The 19,015-nt window shown below is 60.9% G+C and carries 17 protein-coding genes and 1 pseudogene; 4 read left to right on the top strand and 14 right to left on the bottom strand.

Annotation, left to right across the window (positions count from 1 at the left end):
* From OW493_RS16425 to OW493_RS16415, 3 genes and pseudogenes are all read left to right on the top strand, one after another.
* Positions 1-280: pseudogene (locus tag OW493_RS16425) on the top strand (hypothetical protein); the annotation flags it as partial.
* 55 nt (positions 281-335) lie between these two features.
* Entirely contained in the window at positions 336-1,685 is a 1,350-nt protein-coding gene (locus tag OW493_RS16420) for an undecaprenyl-phosphate glucose phosphotransferase (RefSeq protein WP_127734907.1), read from the top strand.
* A gap of 18 nt (positions 1,686-1,703) precedes the next feature.
* Positions 1,704-2,987, top strand: coding sequence for a hypothetical protein (locus OW493_RS16415; protein ID WP_289864937.1), 1,284 nt, complete (start codon positions 1,704-1,706; stop codon positions 2,985-2,987).
* Positions 2,988-3,085: 98 nt separating this feature from the next.
* On the opposite strand, the gene OW493_RS16410 is transcribed toward OW493_RS16415, so the two are convergent.
* The 12 genes from OW493_RS16410 to OW493_RS16355 all read right to left on the bottom strand — a co-directional run bounded on the left by OW493_RS16410 (position 3,086) and on the right by OW493_RS16355 (position 16,612).
* Complete coding sequence (locus OW493_RS16410) at positions 3,086-4,672, bottom strand: aldehyde dehydrogenase (NADP(+)) (RefSeq protein ID WP_289864936.1); 1,587 nt, start codon at positions 4,670-4,672, stop codon at positions 3,086-3,088.
* Positions 4,669-5,685, bottom strand: coding sequence for an amidohydrolase family protein (locus OW493_RS16405; protein ID WP_289864935.1), 1,017 nt, complete (start codon positions 5,683-5,685; stop codon positions 4,669-4,671). The genes OW493_RS16410 and OW493_RS16405 overlap by 4 nt, the downstream gene beginning before the upstream one ends.
* Positions 5,686-5,728: 43 nt before the next feature.
* Complete coding sequence (locus OW493_RS16400) at positions 5,729-6,664, bottom strand: YncE family protein (protein ID WP_289864934.1); 936 nt, start codon at positions 6,662-6,664, stop codon at positions 5,729-5,731.
* A gap of 90 nt (positions 6,665-6,754) precedes the next feature.
* On the bottom strand, positions 6,755-7,801 hold the full coding sequence (locus OW493_RS16395; protein WP_289864933.1) for a DctP family TRAP transporter solute-binding subunit: 1,047 nt from the start codon (positions 7,799-7,801) through the stop codon (positions 6,755-6,757).
* Positions 7,802-7,886: 85 nt separating this feature from the next.
* Positions 7,887-9,167 (bottom strand): TRAP transporter large permease subunit, encoded by a 1,281-nt coding sequence (locus OW493_RS16390; RefSeq protein ID WP_084208304.1) that lies wholly within the window; start codon positions 9,165-9,167, stop codon positions 7,887-7,889.
* Positions 9,164-9,814: a TRAP transporter small permease gene (locus OW493_RS16385; RefSeq protein WP_289864932.1), complete on the bottom strand. Its 651-nt coding sequence runs from the start codon at positions 9,812-9,814 to the stop codon at positions 9,164-9,166. Before OW493_RS16385 ends, OW493_RS16390 begins: the two co-directional genes overlap by 4 nt.
* A gap of 119 nt (positions 9,815-9,933) precedes the next feature.
* Complete coding sequence (locus OW493_RS16380) at positions 9,934-11,007, bottom strand: TRAP transporter substrate-binding protein (protein WP_289864931.1); 1,074 nt, start codon at positions 11,005-11,007, stop codon at positions 9,934-9,936.
* Positions 11,008-11,103: 96 nt separating this feature from the next.
* Complete coding sequence (locus OW493_RS16375) at positions 11,104-12,117, bottom strand: amidohydrolase family protein (RefSeq protein WP_289864930.1); 1,014 nt, start codon at positions 12,115-12,117, stop codon at positions 11,104-11,106.
* Between the two features lie 38 nt (positions 12,118-12,155).
* Positions 12,156-13,154 carry a TRAP transporter substrate-binding protein gene (locus tag OW493_RS16370; protein WP_289864929.1) on the bottom strand — a complete coding sequence of 333 codons (999 nt, stop codon included), beginning with the start codon at positions 13,152-13,154 and terminating at the stop codon, positions 12,156-12,158.
* A 179-nt stretch (positions 13,155-13,333) separates the two neighbouring features.
* Positions 13,334-14,341, bottom strand: a complete 1,008-nt coding sequence (gene araD1, locus OW493_RS16365; protein WP_289864928.1) for an AraD1 family protein — start codon at positions 14,339-14,341, stop codon at positions 13,334-13,336.
* A 10-nt stretch (positions 14,342-14,351) separates the two neighbouring features.
* On the bottom strand, positions 14,352-15,524 hold the full coding sequence (locus OW493_RS16360; RefSeq protein WP_077373800.1) for an L-rhamnonate dehydratase: 1,173 nt from the start codon (positions 15,522-15,524) through the stop codon (positions 14,352-14,354).
* A 59-nt stretch (positions 15,525-15,583) separates the two neighbouring features.
* Complete coding sequence (locus OW493_RS16355) at positions 15,584-16,612, bottom strand: 4-hydroxythreonine-4-phosphate dehydrogenase PdxA (protein ID WP_141391963.1); 1,029 nt, start codon at positions 16,610-16,612, stop codon at positions 15,584-15,586.
* Between the two features lie 319 nt (positions 16,613-16,931).
* Here OW493_RS16355 and OW493_RS16350 point away from each other — a divergent pair, with 319 nt between their 5' ends.
* Entirely contained in the window at positions 16,932-17,660 is a 729-nt protein-coding gene (locus OW493_RS16350) for a FadR/GntR family transcriptional regulator (RefSeq protein WP_084208310.1), read from the top strand.
* Positions 17,661-17,684: 24 nt separating this feature from the next.
* On the opposite strand, the gene OW493_RS16345 is transcribed toward OW493_RS16350, so the two are convergent.
* Together OW493_RS16345 and OW493_RS16340 are read right to left on the bottom strand one after the other, a co-directional pair.
* A complete protein-coding gene (locus OW493_RS16345; protein ID WP_289864927.1) occupies positions 17,685-18,311 on the bottom strand; it encodes an XRE family transcriptional regulator in 627 nt (208 codons plus the stop codon).
* A gap of 266 nt (positions 18,312-18,577) precedes the next feature.
* The gene (locus OW493_RS16340; protein ID WP_289864926.1) at positions 18,578-18,958 is read right to left on the bottom strand and encodes a nuclear transport factor 2 family protein; all 381 of its coding nucleotides are present in this window, start codon (positions 18,956-18,958) and stop codon (positions 18,578-18,580) included.
* Positions 18,959-19,015: the final 57 nt, after the last annotated feature.

The following is a 19,015-nucleotide window of genomic DNA, read 5'->3' as shown; positions in this document are numbered from 1 at the left end:
AGAGACAGATTGTGTAGATCTCGTGATTCCTGAAAACGACTGGGAGCAAAAAGTACGCGACGTCAAGGAATATAATGTCGATACTTTCGCAATAGGGGAAGATTGGAAAGGGGAGTTCGACTTCCTGCAGGAATATTGTGAAGTGCTGTATATGGAGCGCACCAAGGATATATCCACGACGGATCTGAAACGCTCACTGAAGCGGTTCTTGTCAATTCCTCATGAAGATCTCATCAAGGCTTTCGAAGTCTTGGAATTGCTCCGTAGAGATCTTGAATAATGATGATGTTACAAACGCTATGAAAGTTCAAAATCGTGTCTTGAGTGGCTATACCATGTATACCACTGAATTGGTACGCCTGGTCGATTTCTGTATTATCTTTCTGGCAGGGTTCAGTGCACATTGGTTCCATTTTGGGGGACTGGATGTTTCCGAGAGATATGGTTGGGGCATGTTGCTGGGGGGGATATTAGCTCTTCTGGTATTGCCGCATTTCAATATCTATCGTTCCTGGAGAGGACAAGTCCGCTTCCGTCTGGTATTCCAGATCATGGCCGGATACATGATGTTGGGAGGGCTGTTGGCGCTGGTCATGTTCATGACCAAGACAGGTGACAAGTTCTCCCGGCTGTGGGTTGGCTATTGGATGGTAAGTGCTACGACATACTCCATCCTGATTCGTGCGATTGCTTATCCTGTTCTCAACCATCTGCGAGCCAAGGGCAAGAACCGCAAAAGCGTCCTCTTGATTGGTGATGCCTTGACCTGTGTTGGTGCAGTGCGTCAGCTGGCCAAGATCCCGACAGCAGGCTTTGATGTAGAACGAGTCATCTTGACTGGGGGGATTGAGCATTGGGGGTGGAGCGCGATTGAGCCAGAGCGCTACCAGCCTGACCAACAGATCGTCCATCAGGAGCAGGAAGTCTGGATCTGTCTCCCATTGACGCAAGGTAACCTGGTTCGTGATATCCAGTCAGAGTTGAGCCTGACGACCTGCAATGTGCGTTACATGCCCGATATGCGTGATTTTCGCCTTATCAACCATGATGTATCAGATGTTGCCGGTCTGTTCATGCTTGATCTGAGTTGCAGTCGCATGTCGCTGGGGGCAAAGCTTCTCAAGTGGATCGAGGATCGCCTGCTGTCATTGATCATCGTGATTCTGCTGTCACCTTTATTGGCGCTTATCGCGCTATTGGTGAAATGTACCTCTGCGGGCCCGGTGTTCTATACCCAGGAAAGGGTCGGGTTGAACGGAAAGCCCTTCAAGATGCTGAAATTCCGCTCGATGCCAGTCGACAGTGAAAAGGGTGGGGTGCAGTGGGGAAATGCCCAGGCGAAACGAACTACCCTTGTGGGCAGGTTCCTTCGCAAGACCAGCCTGGATGAGTTGCCGCAGTTCCTCAACGTGCTCAAAGGTGACATGTCAATCGTGGGGCCGCGTCCGGAGCGCACGATCTTCGTCGAAAAACTTCGTCACGAAATTCCTGGTTATATGCAAAAGCACATGGTCAAGGCCGGTATCACGGGCTGGGCACAGATCAATGGTTGGCGAGGCGATACGGACCTGGCCAAGCGAATTGAATGCGACCTGTGGTATGTAGAGCATTGGTCATTATGGCTGGACTTACGTATCATCATGCTGACTCTCTTCAAGGGTTTGATCCATAAACATGCGTACTGACACATTGGTGAAAGTGAAATGAATATCGAAGTCGAAAAATCCTATCGGCTTCTACGGTTTTTGAATAAACCACGCCACCCATTACTTCGTTATCCTTTGGCCTTGTTATCCGGCATTGGTGTGTGGATGTTGGGTGCGCCTCTGGCCGTAGCGGTAGACAGTATCAAGCTCGCATCGCGAAGCAATGGACTGAAAATCGTCGTGCGGCGAGGCATCTGGTTTGCGCATACCGGGTGGCTGCCAGTGTCGACTAGGTCTGATTTCTTTTTCGATATTTCTGAAGAAATGTCTACCAAGGCGGCCGACTGCCTCATTGCCTGGTTGGCTGACAACCGGCGCATCACTGACTTTGAACGCCATATCTGGCAGGCTGATCTGCATGGTGGGAAGCTGGAAAAAGCCGATTTCTCAGAGTGTGATAATGATCGTGATACGTCTACCAGCAGTCTGGTCATCTCTCCGCAAGACTCACTCTGGCAATATGACAAATCTTTCTGCGCCAGCGTCAATCATGCATTGTCGATCATCAGCGCTGACATGGACAATCCGACAGCAGCGCCTGTCGTGGCGCATAAGTTCCAGAAGTCAGCGCAGTCGTTTGACAAGAATGATGCCTATCGCACGATCAAGGATTGCGATAGTTTGATGGGTAGCCTTGAGTGGCCCTGGTATGTCATCAGTGGCACGCTTCTTGGAGCCGTGAGAGAACAGGATTTCTTGGGACATGACTACGATATTGATATCGGTGTCGACGCCAAGGACTTTGATATCAAGCAACTTCGAGATGCTGTTGCTGGATCCAACAATACCTGGTTCATAAAGTCAGAAAGTTATTGTACTTTTCGGGAAGTCGTATCCGAGCGTGCCGTGCGATATTCCAGATTGACTCAGCCGATACTTGTCAAGCTCGTGCACCATACCGGCCTTGTCGCTGACCTTTTTGTTCATGTGCAAGAGGGGAGCGTCGTCTGGCATGGCTCCGCTATCCACCGGTGGGACAACTCGGAGTTTTCGTTGACTGACTACACCTTGGGCAGTCAGGTAGTCAAAGGTGCTGCAGATGCAGATCGTTACTTGACTGAGAACTATGGCGATTGGCGTACCCCCGTGACGCGTTTCGATTGTAGTATTGATCCTCCCAATATCCGTTATTCTCGAACTGCGCGTTCAATCACGTACTTGAGCAAGGTCATTTATCGCTATCTGCTTGACGGTGACGTCGAGAAGGCACGTCAATACCTCTCTGCACTGGAAAGCGATGGGATGATCCTCAAGCAAGACGGTGTCTATCGTTATTGTTAGAGGATCGCGAAGATTCGGTTTCTCGCATCGTGGGAATGCTGACGGTATCAAGGATATGAATGACAAAAGCCCGCCAAATTGGCGGGCTTTTTTGTTTGTCATCGTATGACCTGACGCTCCCCATCCACCAGTCGGCTGATGTCTGAGGGCGCATCGTGCTTGAGCTCCGGCGGGAGCAGGGCATCCGGCAGGTCCTGATAGCAGACCGGACGCAGGAAGCGGTGAATGGCGGCGGTGCCGACCGAGGTGGTGCGGCTGTCGGAGGTGGCGGGCCAGGGGCCGCCATGCACCATGGCGTCACAGACTTCGACCCCTGTCGGCCAGCCATTGACGAGGATGCGGCCTGCACGACGCTCCAGCACTGGTAGCAAGTGGCAGGCCGCGGTGTGATCTGCCTCATCGAGATGCAGCGTGGCGGTCAGCTGGCCTTCGAGTGCACTGCAGACCTGCTTGAGCTGAGCGAGATCCTTGCATTCGACGATCAACGAGCTGGAGCCGAAGACTTCCGCCTGCATGGCCTCATTGGCAAGAAAGTCACTCGCCTGGGTGCTGAACAGCTGTGTCTGACACGGGCTGGCGATGGGGGAGTCGCTTTCACCGCTGGCCAGACAGGTGATGCCTGGCTGTTCGGACAGGCTCGCGACGCCTTGGGCATAGGCCTTGTGGATGCCGGGTGTCAGCATGGTCTGCACCGGGCTTGCCTGGATGGCAGGGATGGCCGCCTGCTTGAAGCGTTCCAGCGCTGCGCCTTTCACTGCCAATACCAGCCCCGGGTTGGTGCAGAACTGCCCGGCGCCCATGTTGAGCGAGCCGACGAAGGCCTCACCCAGCAATTCGGCGCGGGCTTCCAGGGCCGCCGGCATCAGGATGACCGGATTGATGCTGCTCATCTCGGCGTAGACCGGAATCGGCTGCGGACGCGATTGGGCAAGCGTCAGCAGGGCGGTACCCCCACTGCGCGAGCCGGTAAAGCCGACCGCCTGGATCTCGGGATGCTTGACCAGTGCCTGACCGACCTCATTGCCGGGGCCGAACAGCAACGAGAAGACGCCTTCCGGCATCTGACAACGCCGGGCGGCGCGCGCGACGGCCTGACCGACCAGTTCCGAGGTGCCCGGGTGGGCCGAGTGTCCCTTGACCACGACCGGACAGCCTGCGGCCAGTGCGGAGGCGGTATCGCCGCCGGCCACCGAGAAGGCCAATGGGAAGTTGCTGGCACCGAAGACGGCCACCGGGCCAAGCGGGATCTGACGCTGGCGCAGGTCTGCCCGCGGCAGGGGAGTGCGATCCGGCAGTGCAGGATCGACGCGCACATCCTGCCACTCACCGCGACGCAGCACCCTGGCGAACAGCTTGAGCTGGCCGCAGGTGCGACCGCGTTCACCGTTCAGGCGTGCTTCAGGCAGGCCGGTTTCCTGCATTCCACGCTGGGTCAGGGTCTCGCCGAGTGCCTCGATCTCCTCGGCGATGGTCTCGAGGAAGAGGGCTCTTTCTTCGGACGTCGTGGCGCGATAGGCATCAAAGGCCTGGCCGGCCAGTCGGCAGGCGTCTTCCACATCCCCTGCATTGGCCCCCGGGTAGCCGGGCGCCAGGCGCTCTCCGGTGGCCGGATTGATGGCGTGGATCGCCTCGCCCTTGGCGGCAAAGCTGCGCTGTCCGATGAGCTGATGGCCGTTGAGTGTCATGGTGCCTCCTGTCTGGCATGTTGGGTGGGTCTGGCATCGTGGGTGATAGCGGCAATCGGCAGCCGATACCAGTGAATGGCGTTGTCGTGCAGAACCTGGTCGAACGCGATCTGGCGGTGGTCGTGAGACGCCGTCTGCGCGATGGCGCCGGTCACCAGCGATAGCCAGTCGCCATAGCTGACCTTGAGGCCGGAGACCGGGAAGTTGCTGGCGAACAGGCAACGACTGGGGCCGAAGATGTCCAGTACCTCGCAGAGCAGCTCGTGATTGGCGCTGGCATCCCAGGCATGCCAGGGCGTGCCCAGTTCCGAGAGCTTGACGGCGACATTCGGGTTCTCAGAAAGCGCCCGCATGCCTGCGCGCCACTGGGCGAGGCCTTCCGGCGTGCGATCCCACGGCAGGCCGCTGTGATTGAGAATGACGCGCAAGCCGGGGTAGTCCTGAAGCGTCGTGGCCGCCTCTTCGAGATGCCAGGCGGGCACGCGCAGGTCCCAGCTCAGGTCACGCGCTTTGAGCAGCGCCAGTCCCTCGCACCAGCGTGGGTCCTGCAGACTGCCGCTGGTTCCCGTTACCGACTGGCGGGTCTGAGGCGTGGCGGCGGTGACCGGCTTGGCACGCACGCCACGAAACAGCGCTGAGTCACATTGCGCGTCCAGCTGCTCGGCGCACGCAGGAGTACCAAAGGCCGCCCAGCCGACATGCGCACTCGGCAGGCCATGAATGACTGCTTGCTCGGTAATCCAGCGCGTCTCTTTCTCAGCCTGTGGACGTGACGCTTCGGCTTCGCAGTGCACACTGCCGACCAGCTCGAAGCCCTCAGGCACCAGACGCTTGAGATCCGCGACCTGAAAGGGCTGGCGAATCGCGGCATAGTCGCCGAGAAAGAAGTTCTCCACCGGCGAGTCTTCCAGCCAGGGATACGCCACCTGGCCATCCAGTGCCCAGAGATGGTGGTGCGCATCGATCAGCGGCTGGCTTTGTGAAGGTTCGCGCTGTATTGGGTTATCCGTCATGACTGGCTCGTGTCCTGGCAAGAAGTATCAAGTGCCCACTGACTCAGTGGTCACGCACCAGCAAGCAAGACACGTCCGGTTCGGCGCGCGTCGCGAAGCTTCGGCGTACCTGACCGCTCTCCAGATCCAGCACCGCGATGCGATCCCCCTTGAGCGAGACGAAGGCCTGCTCGCCATCCGGATGGAAGCTCATCGCGATGGGAATCGCCTCAAGCTGAATGGTGCCCAGCGGTGCCAGCGCCTCATCGAACAGCGATAGCGAGCTTTCGCCGTAGTTGGTGGTGATCAGGCGGCCCCTGGGGTCACGGTAGATGCGATTGGGGTCACGACCGGTGGTCGCCGAGGCGTGCACGGTCATCGATTCGGTATCCACCGCCACGATGCTGTCGTCATCGCGATTGCTGATGAACAGGGTGCGGCCATCGGCGGACAGGCTGTTGCCCTCCGGCTTGCGGCCCGGAATCATCGCGATGGGCGCGAAGGTGGCATCGTGCGGCTTGAACTTGGTGATGGTGTTGCTGAGCAGGTTGATGCCATAGGCCCAGTCGCCTGCCTTGGTGAGCGCGAACAGGTGGGTCTTGTAGCCACCGGAGGATACGGCCAAGTCCGGCGTGGACTGGGTCAGAGGCGTGTTGAACAACAAGAGGGTGTTGTGGCCCTCGCTCATCGCATACAGACGATCCTGCTCATCGATGCCCAGCCCATGGATGCGGTAGTACGGCCAGGTGCTGAGCGTGTTGACCAGCGTGAAGGTCTCGAGATCGACCACGAACACCGAGCAGCCGCCCTGATCGCCAATACAGTCGGCGCCGAGGATGCCGTAGTGGCCCACGAAGGCGTAGCGGCCGGTGGAATCCACCACGAACTCATGTGGGTAGTCCGGCAGGCGCAGGTGATTGAGCTCCTCGCCGCTGGTGGCGTCGTAAAGGCTCAGCGTATGCGCGCATTTCTGGTTGAGCAGCAGAACATCTCGGGACATGACATTTCTCCAATCAGCGAGGGCCTGTATGTCGAGGGCTTATGCCCTCGCTGGGGTGACAGATAGATAAAACGAGCAACCGTTCAGGCGTTACTGAGTCACGGCGGCCGTGGTCTTCTGAGTGCCTTGCGGCTGGGCGTCGGTCGCGACATCGGCACTGGCCTGACTGGCGCCTTGGATGGCATCGATCCAGTCACGGCCATTGGCGGCGATATAGCTGTCCCAGGTGGGCAGCACGACTTTCTGGAAGGCGGCGGTATCGACCTCGGTCTCGATCTTCATGCCCTTGGCGGCCAGTTCAGTGAGAATCTTCTGCTCGTTCTTCGCGTTCAGGTCGCGCTGATAATCACCTGCCTCACGTGCTGCGCTCACCAGTACCTGTTGATACTCCGGTGACAGACTCTCGAAGGTGTCGTCGTTCATCACCATCAACAGCGAGGTATAGGCCTGATTGGTCAGCGACAGGTAGTCCTGCACTTCGTAGAAGCCTGCCGACCAGACGATGCTGATCGGGTGGTCCTGCGCATCGACCGTGCCCGTCTCCATCGCGGTGTAGAGCTCACCCAGCGGCATCGGCACCGGGTTCGCGCCGAGCAGAGAGAAGGCCTCGATCAGTGACTTGTTGGAGTTGGTGCGCATCACCAGGCCATCGACATCCGCGGGTGTCTTGATCGGGTGCTTGGAGTTGGTCATCGCGCGGAAGCCGACCTCCCAGAAGGCCAGACCCTTGAGGTTGTCCTGCTTGAGCAGTGCCAGGGCATCGTCACCGACCTTGCCGTCCAGCACCTGATAGGCCGTCTTGCGGTCCGGGAAGATGTAGGGCAGATCGAAGGCGCCCAGCGCCGGCTGCAGGCCCGCGAAGTTGGGATTGCCGGACAGCTCGATATCGATGGTGCCGCTGCGTACGCCGGCGATCATCTGCTGATCACCGCCGAGGACGCCGTTGCCGAAGATGTTGACGGTGATCTCGCCATCCGTGCCTTCCTTGACCAGCTCGGCGAAGCGTTCGGCCGCCTGTTGCTGGGTATCGGTGGTCGGGGCCGCGTGCGCCAGCTTGAGCACGGTGGCTGCGTGCGCGGCGCTCATTGGCGCAAGGAGAAGCAGACTGGCGAGGGAGGTCTTGAGCATGGGCGTCATGGAAAGGCTCTCTTGTCGTTGTTGTCGTGAATGGCTCGGTTGTCGTAAGTGGCGCTGGCGACCTTCAGAACTGCAGAATTGCGGGTCAGTCCGTCATCCAGTACAGGGGCACGGTGATGATCTGCGGGAAGGCCACGAACAGCAGCAGGATCACCACATAGGCGAGGGCGAAGGGCGCGACGCCACTGACCGCCTTCTCGAACTTGAGGTTGCCGACGCTGGTGATCACGTTGAGCACGTTGCCGACCGGCGGGGTGATCAGGCCGATGGCGCAGTTGAGGACGAACATGATCCCGAAGTAGACCGGATCGATACCGGCCAGCTTGACGATGGGCATCAGGATCGGCGTGAGCACCAGAATGGTCGGGGTCAGGTCCATCACCATGCCGACCACCAGCACGATGCCCATGATGGCGAGCATCAGGATGCGCGGATCATCGGCCAGCGGCTGCAGCAGACCGGCGACCATCAGCGGCAGCTGGGCGATGCTGATCAGCCAGGAGGCGACCATGGCAGCGGCCACCAGGAACATCACGATGGCGGTGCTGCGCGCGGCCTGGGCGAGGACGGCGTAGAGCTGGCTCAAGTCCAGTTCGCGGTAGACCACGGTGGCGACGAAGATGGCGTAGACCGCGGCGACCACGCCGGCTTCGGTCGGGGTGAAGATGCCGCTCTTGATTCCGCCGATGATGATGACCGGCAGCATGATGGCCCAGAAGCTGTCCTTGAGTGCCTTGAGGCGCTCCCGCCCGCTGGCCTTCTTGGTGACGACCAGATCTTCCTTGCGGGTCATGAACAGCCACATCACCACCAGGGTCACGCCCATGATCAGCCCCGGCACGATCCCGGCGAGGAACAGCTTGCCGATCGAGATGCCACCGGCGACCCCGATGATGATCAGCGGAATCGAGGGCGGGATGATCGGCGCGATGATCCCGCCGGCGGCCATCAGGCCGGAGGAGCGACCCAGCGGATAGCCCGCCTTGCGCATCATCGGTAGCAGCATGCTGGCAAGCGCGGCGGTATCCGCTACCGCGGAGCCGGACAGACTGGCCATGACGATGGCGGCGAAGATGGCCACGAAACCCAGTCCGCCCTTGCGGTGGCCCACCAGCGACATCGCCAGTGTGACGATGCGCTGGGAGAGCCCGCCACGCGACATCACTTCCCCGGCGGTGAGGAAGAAGGGAATGGCCAGCAGGGTGTAGCTGTCGGCGCCGTTGACGAGGTTCTGGGCCAGGATCTGCGAGTTGAACAGATCCAGATGCAGCATCAGCACGATGGCACTGACCAGCAGGGCAAAGGCGATGGGGAGGCTCAGGCCGATGGCGGCCAGCAGGGAGCCGAGGAAGAGCCCGATGGTCATGGCGTGTCTCCTTGCTGATCAGATGAGGGGCTGGCGGCATTCGGTGGCGTGATGCCATGTAGGGCAAGGGGCGTCAGCAATCGCCACAGCAGGATCAGCGACATCAATACGCCTGCCATCAGGCCGGCGAGATAGAAGACGCCGACGGGAATGCCGCTGATGGGAGAGAGATTGCGCCAGTTGAGCACCGTCTGATCGAAGCTGCCCTTGAGCAGCATCAGGCAGCAGCCGAGCATCACCAGGGTGACGACGCGATCCAGCACCCTGCGATATGCCGCCGGCAGCTTGTCGGCGAAGGTGTTGACGCTCAGGTGCTCATGGCGGATCAATGCCGTCACGGCGCCCATGAAGGTGACCCAGACGAACAGGAAGCGGGACAGCTCGACGCTGATCGAGATGCCGCTGTTGAAGCCGTAGCGCAGCACGACATTGACGAAGACCAGCGCGATCATCGCCACCAGTGCCAGCACCATCAGCAGGGTGAGGGCCTTCTCCAGTCCTTTGAAGATCGTCGTGATACCGGTGGCAGTGCGGGTAGGCGCTGCTGATGCCAGCGGGGTGGCGTGGCTCCCCCGTGGCTCGGAGGATGGCGCGATGGGCGGTTTGATCGACATGGATAACGGCATCTCTTGGGTCAGTTTGTTCATGGTGTTATCCCCGAAGGAAGCATCTCGATGACGGCGCGACAGTGCGACGCTGTGGCGAGCCGTGGCAGCACTGCCGCGGGTCATTTTCTGAGACTGGTCGCTGGAACTGGTCGTCGGGACTAGCGGGCGTCGGCCAGCGCTGCCTGGAATTGCGTCACCACCGCCGGGTCCAGTGCCTGGGTGTGCTGCTGGATCACCGGTGCCAGTGCCTCACGCATGCGCTGACGTTCACTGTCCGCCACCACGTTGACGGTCATCTTGTCCTGCAGCTCGCTCAGCAGTTCCTCGTTCATGGCACGGCTCTGTTCACGCTGATATAGCGTGGCTTCACGAGCGGCCTCGCGGACCAGCTGGCGTTGGGCGTCATCGAGTGACTGCATGAAGCCCGCCGAGGCGACCAGCACCTGGGCGTCATAGGCATGCGCGGTACGCGACAGGTACGTCTGGACCTCGAAGAAGCGCTTGGCGTCGATCACGGTGTAGGGATTTTCCTGACCATCCACCGTGCGGGTTTCCATGGCGGTGAACAGTTCATTGACCGACATGGGTACGGCGTTGGCATTCAGTCCATTGAAGAGGTCGATGTAGAGGGCGTTCTGCATGGTGCGAATCTTGAGGCCCTCGATATCCTCGAGCGTCTCGATGGGACGGCGGCTGTTGGTCATGTGACGGAAGCCGTTCTCCCAGTACTCGAGTGCCACCAGCTGCTTGTCATCGAGGCTTGCGAGCAGGGCACGGCCGGCCTCACCATCCAGCACCGCATCGGCATGTTCACTGTCATCGAACTGGAAGGGCAGGCTGACGATGTTGAAATCAGGATTGAGGCTGCTGAGGGTCGCAGTGGAGGGGGCGGTGAAATCCAGGGTCCCTGACTGCAGCATCGAGGTCATGTTGACGTCATTGCCCAGAATGCCGTTGGAGAACACCGTGATGGTGATCTCGCCGTCCGACTTCTCCTCGACCAGTTGTGCAAATTTCTTGGCGCCCAGCGTCTGCGGGTGGGCATCTGGCAGACTGGTGCCCATGCGCGCGGTGATCTCGGCGTGAGCGGTAGTCGCGAAGGTCAACATCAGCCCCAGGGTGGAGACCGTCTTGAGCAGGACGTTCGTGTGCTGGGATTTTTTGAGCAGCGCTTTGTTGGACTGGGCTTTGTTGAGCAGCGTTTTGTTGAGCAGAGCGTGGCGGATGGACATGGCGAATTCCTTGCGAGTTGTTGTTATGGCAATCGTTGTTATGGCAATCGTGGTGATGGCGATCGTTGCTGAGTAGATCGCTGCGGTGTCGATCGGTCACTGGACGCTGGTGTCCAGCGAATAGCAGCGCACGGCGTTGTCGCAGAACAGCGCGAGTCGCTGCTCGGGACTGAGCGAACGACTGAGTGTCTTGAAGCCCTGAAACAGCGTGTCGAGAGAGGTCACCAGCCCATCGACCGGGAAGTTGCTGGCGAACATCACGCGCTGGGCCCCGAAATGACGCAGCACGCTGTCGAAGACCTCGCGGTTGTCTTCCGGGCGCCAGGCCTGACCCGCAATCCCGAGACCCGAGAACTTGATCATCACCTGCGGCCAGACAGCGACCCTGGCGAGGGCATGTGACCATTCCCGCAGAGTGTCGGGATCACGATCCCCGGGCACGCCGGCGTGATTGATCACCACCGGCATCTCGGGATGGCGCTCCAGCAGCGGCAGCAGTTCCGCCAGGTGCCACCAGGGCACCTGCAGCTCGAAGATCAGCCCGTGGCGGGCGACGTCACTGACGCCGGACTGATAACGCGGGCAGCGTAGCGAGCCGGGCAAGGCGTGGGTGGCAAGCGCCGGATCGTGGCGCTCCAGTGCGGCCGGCTTGTGACGAATCCCCTTGACCCTTCTTGATGTGCAAAGGCTCTCGAGCTGCTCGCCGATGTCATCCTGATCCAGCCAGGCCTGGGCGATCATGGCATCGGGCCAGCCGCTCTCGCGGGCAGTCTCCTCGATCCAGCGCACTTCCTTGAGCGCATCGCCCCGCGCCCATTCCGCCTCCATGTAGACACACCCAAGCAACCGATGCGCCTCGCCCGCCGCCTTGAGATGCTCGGCGGGGAGGTAAGGGCGACGGATCGCGGAGTAGTCGCCGTAGCGGAAGGGGATCATCGGCTCATCACACAGCCAGGAGTGGTAGTTCTGCGTCGGATCCCAGACATGCATGTGGGCATCGATGATCGGCAGATCTTCCTCCTGGCGGGTGGCCAGATAACGTGCGCGCTGCTCGTCCAGTTCGGCAAGAGACGCAGGCATTACCGGAAATTGGAGTGAGTCAGAGAGCATGGCGTGCCTCCTTGCATGGGCGAGTCAGGCGAGCGTGATCAGCGCGCAAGCGCGGTGTCGATGCGATCCAGCAGCTCGCTGCCGTGCTTTGCAGTGAACTCGGCGCGCACCGGTTCGGCGACTTTGGCACGCATGCTGGCGGTATCGGGCTCACGCACGACCTGCATGCCTTGCTCCTCGAGGAAGGCCAGATCGCCCTGCTCATTGTCATGATTGAGCTGGCGCTGATAGCGGGCCGCTTCCTGAGCTTCTTCCTTGATCAGCGTCTGCAGTTCGGGCGCGAGGCTGTCGAACGTCTGCTTGTTCATGATCAAGGGGGCGGCGGTGTAGGCGTGTGCGGTGAGCGACAGGTGCTCCTGTACGGAATACAGGTTGGCGGAGCGGATCAGGCTGACCGGATTCTCCTGGCCATCCACGGTGCGGGTTTCCAGCGCGGTATAAAGCTCCGCGAAGGGCATCGGGGTCGGATTGGCGCCGAGTGCCTGGAAGGCGGCGATATGCGCCGGATTCGGGGTGGTGCGCAGGGTCAGGCCGCTGACGTCATCGGCGTTCTCGACCGCGCGTCGCGAGTTGGTGAGATTGCGAAAGCCGATTTCCCAGAAGGCCAGTCCTTCGATCTGTTGCGGCTGCATGGCGGTCAGTAGCTCCTGGCCGATATCGCCATCCAGCACCTGATAGGCCTGCTCACGGGTGTCGAACAGGAAGGGCAGGTCGAGCACGTTCAGCTCGCCGACCAGCCCGCTGAAGTAGGGATTGCCTGAGAGCTCGATATCGATGGTGCCGCTGCGCACGCCCGAGATCATCGCCTGGTCATTGCCCAGCTGACCGTTGGGGAAGATCTTGACGGTCAGTTCACCGTCACTGCGTTCTGCCAGACGTTCGGCGAAGCGTTCGGCGGCCAGGTGCTGTGAGTCGGTGACCGGATGCGCATGCGCGAAGGTCAGCGAGGTGGCGGCGTGTGCGGGGCCTGCCAGTAGCAGACTGGCAAGGGCGGTGGACAGGAGGGTGGCGGTGGTGTGGCGGGTCGAGAGTGTCATGGCGAAGCCCTTTTCTCGTTATTGTCGTGATGCTTCTGATGCGTACAGGCGTTATTGACGCCGGTGTTGCTGGTGCTGTTGGTGTTACCGGCGCTGGTGCTGACGGGGTCAGGGCCGGGTGGTGGCGAAACCCTCCAGGCCCTGATCCCTCCTCTATGGCTCGTACTGATCAAGCGTGCTCACAGCACCGCCATGGCGGATGGCTGCTCAGCGTCGTTGACGTGGGTCTCGAACGCGACGGGATTGCGCAGTGCACGCCCGAAGGCGGTCAGTTCGATCTCGAAGCGATCGCCTTCGTGCACCTTGATCTGATCGGCGAAGCTCAGGGTGGCGGTGCCGAAGAAGTGCACGTGCAGATCTCCCGGCGCGCGGAACTGGGCGTACTTGAAGTGGTGGTGCTCTAGATTGGCCAGACTGTGGGCCATGTTGGCCTCACCGGTCAGGAAGGGCTTCTCCCACAGGGTCTGGCCGTCGCGGGTGATGCGGCTGGTGCCTTCCAGGTGCTGGGGCAGCTCGCCGATCAGCAGTTCAGGGCCGTAGCTGCAGGCGCGCAGCTTGGAGTGGGCCAGCCATAGATAGTTGGCGCGCTCGGTGATGTGGTCGGAGAACTCGTTGCCTACCGCGTAGCCGATGCGATGCGGCTGACCGTTGGCATCGTTCAAGTACAGGCCGACCAGCTCGGGCTCTTCACCGGCGTCTTTGGCGAAGGCCGGCACGCTGATCGCGGTTTCCGGTGCCACCACGATGCTGCCGTCACCCTTGTAGAACCATTCCGGCTGCGCGCCGACCTGCCCCTCGGCAGGCTTGCCGCCCTCGAGCCCCAGGCGGAACATGCGCATCGAGTCGGTAAGGCTTGCGTCATCCTGCGCCTGTGCGGCGGCATGCATGGCGTCGCGGGTATCGGCGCTGCCCAGGTGGGTCAGGCCGGTGCCGGTGACGGTGCAGCGCGCGCGATCCGGATGGGTGACCGGCGGCAGCAGTTCGCGGCGGTCGATGGCCTGCTTGTAGTCGACCAGGGTGTGCGAGTAGTGCTGCTCGATCAGCGCGCTGAGCCCGATGCCCAGCTCGATGGCGCGAGAGGCCAGCTCATAGGTGCCGCCCGGGAAGTCGAGCAGGCGCAGCTGGTCGCGGCTTTCGACCACGGCGACCCGCGGGCCGTTGGCGGTGCGAAGTTGGACGAGTCTCATGATGGCTTCCTCACTCGATGATGTTGAACTGATCGAAGTAGTCGCTGTTCAGCTCAAGGCCCAGCCCCGGGGTCTCTTCGTCGAGGTCGATGAAGCCGTTCACCGGCTCCGGGTCGCCCTTGAAGATGTAGTAGAAGAGCTCGTTGCCGATCTCGACGTCATGCACCGGGAAGTACTCACTCATCGGGGAGGCCAGTGAGGCCATGGTCAGGTGGTAGTTGTGCATCTGGCCGGCATGCGGGATGACCGGCACGCTGAAGGATTCGGCCAGGGCGTTGATCTTGCGCGCCGCGGTGATGCCACCGACCCGATTGGTGTCGTACTGGATGACGGAGACGGCACGCTTTTCCAGCAGCTGGCGGAAGCCGTAATGGGTGAATTCGTGCTCGCCACCGGAGATGGGAATGCTGGTCAGCTGATTGAGTTCAGCGTAACCATCGATGTCATCGGCGATCACCGGCTCTTCCAGCCAGCGCGGCTGGAAGCGCTCGAGCTTCGGCAACATGCGCTTGGCGTAGTCCAGGTTCCAGCCCATGTAGCATTCGAGCATCAGGTCGACATCCTCGCCGATGACTTCGCGCACGGCGGCGACGCTATCGAGGTTGGCACGCACGCCCTCGACGCCGTCACGCGGACCGTAGCCGAAGCGCATCTTCATGGCGGTGAAGCCTTGATCCAGATAGGACTGGGCCTCTTCCTGCATGCCCTTGAGGTCGGTGCGGTAGAGCTTGGAGGCGTAGCAGGGGATCTTGTCCTTGGTGCGCCCGCCCAGCAGCTTGAAGACCGGCTTGCCGACTGCCTTGCCCATGATGTCCCAGATGGCGATATCCACGCCGGAAATGGCGGCCATGCCGATGCCCTTGCGGCCCCAGGCGTGGGTGGAGCGGTACATGCGCTGCCACAGGTATTCGTAGTCGAAGGGGTCCTGACCGATGATCAGCGGCGCGAGGTACTGATCGATGATCGCCTTGGCGATGCGCGGGGCGAGTGCCACGTTGCCAAGCCCTACCAGCCCGTTGTCGGTCTCGATTTCCACCACCGTCCAGCCATGGAAGCGGAAGGTGCCCATCGAGTCGCCCTTGTCCCACAGCTCGTCCATGGCGTTGGAGCAGAAGTGGGCAGTGGGGGGAACGGTGTGGCCTTTCCATTCGAAGACGCGAGTTCTGACCTTGGTGATTTTCATCGGATTATCCTTGTTGTGGATGACGTTGGCGCAGATGGGTGAGCAAGAGTGGCAAGGCGTCAGGCCGACGCGGTCTCGAGGCGCAGCGCGCGCAGGTTGGTGCCCATGCGCTTGGCGATCGCGAAGGCATTGCGGGTCGGGTTCACGTCCGCCTTGCCCTGGCCTGCGATATCGAAGGCGGTGCCGTGGGCCGGCGTGGTGATGGGGATCGGCAGGCCGCCCTGGACGGTGACGCCGGACTTGAAGCCCAGCAGCTTGATCGCGATCTGCCCTTGGTCGTGGTACATGGTCACGATGGCGTCGTACTCGCCGTCGCGTGCCTTGAGGAAGATGGTGTCAGCCGGGAAGGGGCCTTCCACGGGATAGCCCTGGGCACGGCACTCGGCGACGGCCGGCGCGATGACATCGATCTCCTCACGCCCGCAGGTGCCGCCCTCGCCACCATGGGGATTGAAGGCGGCCACGGCGATGCGCGGCTGCTCGACGCCGGCCAGTGTCAGCGAGTCATGAATCAGCTGGCTGGCGGCGATGATGCGCTCCTGAGTGACGTACTCGGCGGCATCCTTGAGCGGGATATGCGAGGAGATGCGTGAGGTCCACAGCGTCCCCAGGGTGTTGAACTCGCAGAAGTAGCCCTTGACGCCCAGTGTCTCGGCGAAGAAGTGCAGCTCGTCCTCATGGCCAAGGCCGCCTTTCTTCATCGACAGCTTGTTGAGGGGCGCGAAGCAGATGGCGTCGACTTCCTCGTTCTGGGCCGCTTCCAGGCAACGAGACAGCACCGCGAGGGTCGAGGCGCCACAGGCGGCACTTTCCTCGGCCAGCGTCACCTCCTGCTGTGCCACGCTCTCCACCAGCATCAATGACAGGCCTTCATGCTGGCGGGCCTCGGCGAAGCTTGTGACGCGTGGCAGCTCGGTGAAGAGCCCGGCCTGGCGTTGGCCCTGCTCCCAAAGCCACTGATCCCCGACCAGCACGCTGTGGGTCTCGGCGAACTGCTCGGGTTCCGCGATCAGGCGAGCGATCAGCTCCGGGCCGATACCGGCGGGATCACCGAGGGTCAGGGCAATGACAGGGCGTGTTGCGGACATGGGGTCAGCCTCTTGGTGGTGTCGTCGTTGTTGTCGTTGTCGATCGATGTGGTAGATCGTGTCGATGTCGGGCGTGCTCAGCAGTCCGGCCTCTGGCGAGAGGGCCTTCTCAAGACAGTTCAGGACGGTTCAGGACTGTGAAATATCACGACTTGATTGGACTGCTGGTTGGTTTACCGGACCAGTTGAGATGAAAACTAGCCGAGCGCACGATGATTGGTCAAGGATTTCTCGAAAATTGCGACCATGGTCGGTTTTCTGGTGCGTCTGATTCGGTTGTCAGTTATTCTGGTATGAAATCTATACCAGTGGGGGCCGCATGAACCAGACGCCTTTCGCCTTCGAGAAAGCGCTGAAGAATCAGACCAAGAAGGAAATTCTCGCCGACAAGCTCATCGAGATGATCCTGACCGGCCTGCTGCGCGATGGGGATGAGCTGCCCAGCGAGCGTGAGCTGGCGCAGCTGTTTGAAGTGAGTCGTGAGACCGTGCGCGGGGGGCTGGCGCTGTTGACGGGCTATGGCCTGCTCAATGTCTCGCATGGCAGCAAGTCACGGGTGTGTGCCAGTGAGGCGGTGATCGACAGCTTCCGCAATCATCCTGCACGTCAGCAGGGCGACGAGCTCAACAATCTGGACATCGAGAGCGTCTTCGAGAGCCGTATCGTGGTGGAGTCGGCCATCGCCCGCCGCGCAGCACGGCACATCGATGCCGCGGGCCTCAAGAAGCTGGATGCCTTGCTGGACGCCCAGTCCCAGCATTTCGACTCGCCGGTGAACTTCCAGCTCTCGGATCAGAACTTCCATCAGGTGATCGCGGAGTATTCGCGCAACGAGATCCTGATCCGCTACGCCCACGAGCTCTATACCTATGCGCTCAACATTCGTCGCCAGGTCATGGCCGAACATGGCTCGATCAAGCGCAGCTATGAAGAGCACGTACGTATCGTCGAAGCGCTGCGCGCCGGCGACCCTGACGCCGCCGAACGCGCCATGCTCTCGCATATCGACAGCGTCTATTACACGACGCGGGACAAGATGCCTCGTTGAAGGTGCCTCATGGAAATGAGGGGCTCAGTACTCCACGCCCGTCATCACCCAGACGATACGGGTCTCGGTCTCGCCGGGGTTGCGAATCCAGTGGGGTTCCTCCCCGGTCAGCGAGAAGCTGTCGCCCGGGTTGAGCAGGAAGACCTGCTCGCCGATGGTCAGCTCCAATTGGCCACTTTCCACATAGCCCGCTTCCTCACCGCGCCGCTCACGAGGCGTCTCACCGCCGCTGCCGCCGGGCTGCAGGCGGGTCATGATCAGGATGAGCTGACCGCTCAGGCGGGGGGAGAGCAGTTCTTCCCGTGCACCGATGGCGCTGAGATTCATGGCACGGCGTTGATCCGCGCGCACGATAGTTTCCTGTTCGGCCGCCGAGTCACTCCCGCCCGGCTGGAAGAACCAGCTGACGCGCACACCGAGGGCATCACTCAGGGCCTGTAGCACCCCGATGGGGAGGGAGGAGACGCCGCGCTCCACCTGGCTCAGATAGCCGACGGATTTTCCGATGCGCTTCGCCAGCTGGCTGAGTGTCATCTGACGGGACTTGCGCAGGTCGCGCAGCTGTCTGCCGATACGACGGTCTTCCTGTTCTGCATTGCTGAGTGCGGTGCTGCCGGCTGATGCCTGTGAGGAATCTGTCTCCGTGGTCATCCGGTTTCCTCTTGGCAATGGGGGCTGTCAGGCAATGAGGGTCATTTCATGTAGATGAAAAGCGTGAAGTGGTTTTCATCAGCAAGATTATCAGCATGCGGCGTGGAGAGATAAGTCAGTGCCGTTATCAAATCGTCGTGTCGGGACTGGTGTTGGTTCAGGGCTCGAGATAGCGGTTTATGAGATAGCGGCTTTAGAGATAACGCTTGAGACGCAAAAGGCCAGTCATGATGACTGGCCTTTTGCGTGTGCGCCGGGCGTGAAAATCACCCGGCTGGGGCAAAGGCCGGTCGCTGCTTGCGGAAGGCCTGCTTGCGAGTGATCTTGCCCTTCTCGATGGTGAAGAGATCCACGCTATCGGCCTCGACACGCAGGCCATCGGGCTGGGTCGCCATGAAGGTGCATTCGGAGACGACGCGCTGATCGGCGAAGAAGAACTCGCCCTTGGCCCACTGCACATCGGGCATGGTCGTCCAGGTGTTCACGAAGGCATCGCGCACGGCGGCCTTGCCGACGATACGTGTGCCGTGCGCCTCATCACCGGACACGGTGTCGAAGACCACATCATCGGCGAAGTACTCCATGACCTCATCGATGGCGTGGCGATTGAAGGCATCGAACATGGCGGTCATCTGTTCACGGTTCATGGTAAGGGTCTCTGGTGCATGCATGCCGCGAGTGGCATGCCAGTGGGAGGTGCCGCG

It is taken from the genome of Cobetia sp. 14N.309.X.WAT.E.A4, from assembly GCF_030397495.1.
Taxonomy (GTDB): domain Bacteria; phylum Pseudomonadota; class Gammaproteobacteria; order Pseudomonadales; family Halomonadaceae; genus Cobetia; species Cobetia marina.
This window is presented reverse-complemented; position numbering and strand designations above follow the sequence as displayed.

Excerpts from the sequence above, each read along its gene's own strand:
- OW493_RS16420 (WP_127734907.1), top strand. The coding sequence starts at position 336 with ATGTATACCACTGAATTGGTACGCCTGGTCGATTTCTGTATTATCTTT.
- OW493_RS16415 (WP_289864937.1), top strand. The coding sequence starts at position 1,704 with ATGAATATCGAAGTCGAAAAATCCTATCGGCTTCTACGGTTTTTGAAT.
- OW493_RS16410 (WP_289864936.1), bottom strand. The coding sequence starts at position 4,672 with ATGACACTCAACGGCCATCAGCTCATCGGACAGCGCAGCTTTGCCGCC.
- OW493_RS16405 (WP_289864935.1), bottom strand. The coding sequence starts at position 5,685 with ATGACGGATAACCCAATACAGCGCGAACCTTCACAAAGCCAGCCGCTG.
- OW493_RS16400 (WP_289864934.1), bottom strand. The coding sequence starts at position 6,664 with ATGTCCCGAGATGTTCTGCTGCTCAACCAGAAATGCGCGCATACGCTG.
- OW493_RS16395 (WP_289864933.1), bottom strand. The coding sequence starts at position 7,801 with ATGACGCCCATGCTCAAGACCTCCCTCGCCAGTCTGCTTCTCCTTGCG.
- OW493_RS16390 (WP_084208304.1), bottom strand. The coding sequence starts at position 9,167 with ATGACCATCGGGCTCTTCCTCGGCTCCCTGCTGGCCGCCATCGGCCTG.
- OW493_RS16385 (WP_289864932.1), bottom strand. The coding sequence starts at position 9,814 with ATGAACAAACTGACCCAAGAGATGCCGTTATCCATGTCGATCAAACCG.
- OW493_RS16380 (WP_289864931.1), bottom strand. The coding sequence starts at position 11,007 with ATGTCCATCCGCCACGCTCTGCTCAACAAAACGCTGCTCAACAAAGCC.
- OW493_RS16375 (WP_289864930.1), bottom strand. The coding sequence starts at position 12,117 with ATGCTCTCTGACTCACTCCAATTTCCGGTAATGCCTGCGTCTCTTGCC.
- OW493_RS16370 (WP_289864929.1), bottom strand. The coding sequence starts at position 13,154 with ATGACACTCTCGACCCGCCACACCACCGCCACCCTCCTGTCCACCGCC.
- araD1 (WP_289864928.1), bottom strand. The coding sequence starts at position 14,341 with ATGAGACTCGTCCAACTTCGCACCGCCAACGGCCCGCGGGTCGCCGTG.
- OW493_RS16360 (WP_077373800.1), bottom strand. The coding sequence starts at position 15,524 with ATGAAAATCACCAAGGTCAGAACTCGCGTCTTCGAATGGAAAGGCCAC.
- OW493_RS16355 (WP_141391963.1), bottom strand. The coding sequence starts at position 16,612 with ATGTCCGCAACACGCCCTGTCATTGCCCTGACCCTCGGTGATCCCGCC.
- OW493_RS16350 (WP_084208310.1), top strand. The coding sequence starts at position 16,932 with ATGAACCAGACGCCTTTCGCCTTCGAGAAAGCGCTGAAGAATCAGACC.
- OW493_RS16345 (WP_289864927.1), bottom strand. The coding sequence starts at position 18,311 with ATGACCACGGAGACAGATTCCTCACAGGCATCAGCCGGCAGCACCGCA.
- OW493_RS16340 (WP_289864926.1), bottom strand. The coding sequence starts at position 18,958 with ATGAACCGTGAACAGATGACCGCCATGTTCGATGCCTTCAATCGCCAC.